This window comes from Treponema sp. UBA785 (assembly GCF_002297065.1).
Classification (GTDB): Bacteria; Spirochaetota; Spirochaetia; order Treponematales; family Treponemataceae; genus Treponema_D.
Window position 1 is genome coordinate 1 of the sequence record NZ_DBJD01000083.1, and the last position, 1,953, is coordinate 1,953.

Sequence of the window (1,953 nt, forward strand, 5' to 3'; positions counted from 1 at the left end):
ATCAAAAATTAACAAACTATGCGATGAGCATTTCTCTTTGAAGAGTACAATAAAGACGAGAAAATGGGAAACTAACCCCAAAAATCAACTTTCTTGCTTCAAACTTTGTTATTTTTAGCATACAATAAACCGCATAACAGTTATGACAAAAAAGGATTTTCTTCTTTCGCTTTCAAAAGATGAGCTTGTGAAGCTGATTTTTGATTTTTCAGAAACAAACCGAGAAGCTGGTGATTTTATTCAGAAAAAAATTTTTCAGGCTGAAGCTGCAGGACAGAACAACAAAAATGAAAATCTATCAGAAAATCCTAAAACCAGAAATGCGGAAGTTCCTGCTGCGAATATTTCTGCGGACACCAATGCCATAAACCGATTTAGTTCCCCGGAAGAAAAAATCGCGCTTTTCAAATCGCTTTTTTCCGGTCGGACCGATGTTTTTGCCCTGCGCTGGCACAACGAAAAGTCAAATAAAAGCGGATATTCGCCGGTATGCAAAAATAAATGGATTTCGGGAAAATGCGACTTAAAAAAATATTCGTGCGCCGCCTGCCCTTTTAGGTTTCCTGAAAGCCTGTCTGATTCAAGAATCTACAATCATCTTGCCGGAAAAGATTTACACTGCCGCGACGTGATTGGAATCTATCCGCTTCTTTTGGACAACTGCTGCAATTTTCTTGCGTTCGACTTTGACTCGCACAGCAAAAATTTTGGGGCTGCAGAAAAAATTGACGGTGAACTAGACGGCAACAGCAATTCTGAAAAATGGAAAAGCGATGTTCGCTCAGTCTGCAAAACCTGCAGTGAATATTCAGTTTTTCCTTCCGTTGAAATTTCGCGTTCTGGAAACGGCGCTCATCTGTGGATTTTCTTCAGCGAAAAAATAAAAGCAAAGACGGCAAGACAGTTCGGCAGTTTGATACTTCAGGCGTCAATGCTAAAGAATCATTCGATTTCTTTTGAAAGTTTTGACCGGATGTTTCCGAATCAGGATGAAATTCCAAATGGCGGCTACGGAAATCTTATTGCTCTTCCGCTTCAAGGCCGGGCCGTTAAAGAGAAGCATTCTGTTTTTACCGATGAATCTTTTTTGCCTTATGACGACCAGTGGAAATATTTAAGTTCGGTTCAAAAACTGTCAGAAAAAGAAATAATTGAAATTTCAGAACAGATTCAAAAAAAACTGGGATTTTCAATACCGTACTGCAAAGAAGAAAATCCATTTGAAAATAAAAAAACATCTTCTGATTCACTTAAAAGCAAAGACACAGAAAATGAAGAGTTTAACCCTACAGATTTTCCGCAAAAGGTAAAAATCACCCTTACAAACCGCATTGAAATTCAAAAAGCCGGAATCTCCGAAAAAGCACTGTATATCTTGCGGCAGACGGCGGTTTTTCTGAATCCCGAATACTATAAAAATCTTCGCCTTCATTTGCCGCTGTATAATATTCCAAGGTTCATCGACTGTTCCAAAGAAAACAGAGAATGCCTGCTTTTGCCACGCGGACTTTTGGACGAAACGCTTGAAACCTTAAAATCTGCAAATGCTGGATACGAAATTGCGGACAAAAGAGAAAGCGGAACAAAAATCGACTTGGCTTTTAAGGCTGAACTTTACGATGAACAGAAACTGGCTTTAACCGAAATGCTCAAAAACGACACAGGGATTTTATCTGCAGGAACAGGATTCGGAAAAACAGTCTCCGCGGCAGCCCTTATTGCCAGGCGGAAAACAAACACTCTTATTCTTGTCCAAACCCACGCACTTTTAGAACAATGGAAAAAATCCGTCAAAACTTTTTTAGACTTCGCCCCCGGAACAATCGCTTCAGGAAAGGACAAGTCCACAGGAATCGTCGACATTGCAATAGTAAAATCCCTGACAGAAAACAATTCTGACAGAATAAAGCCGCGAACTCACAAATACGGAATGGTTATAATAGATGAATGTCA

The 1,953-nt window shown here is 39.6% G+C and carries 1 protein-coding gene; it reads left to right on the forward strand.

Annotated elements, in window-relative coordinates; all coding sequences use genetic code 11:
- Positions 1-142: 142 nt before the first annotated feature.
- The coding region (locus B2X33_RS07250) for a TOTE conflict system archaeo-eukaryotic primase domain-containing protein (RefSeq protein ID WP_296668673.1) at positions 143-1,953 on the forward strand (1,811 nt) is incomplete at its 3' end.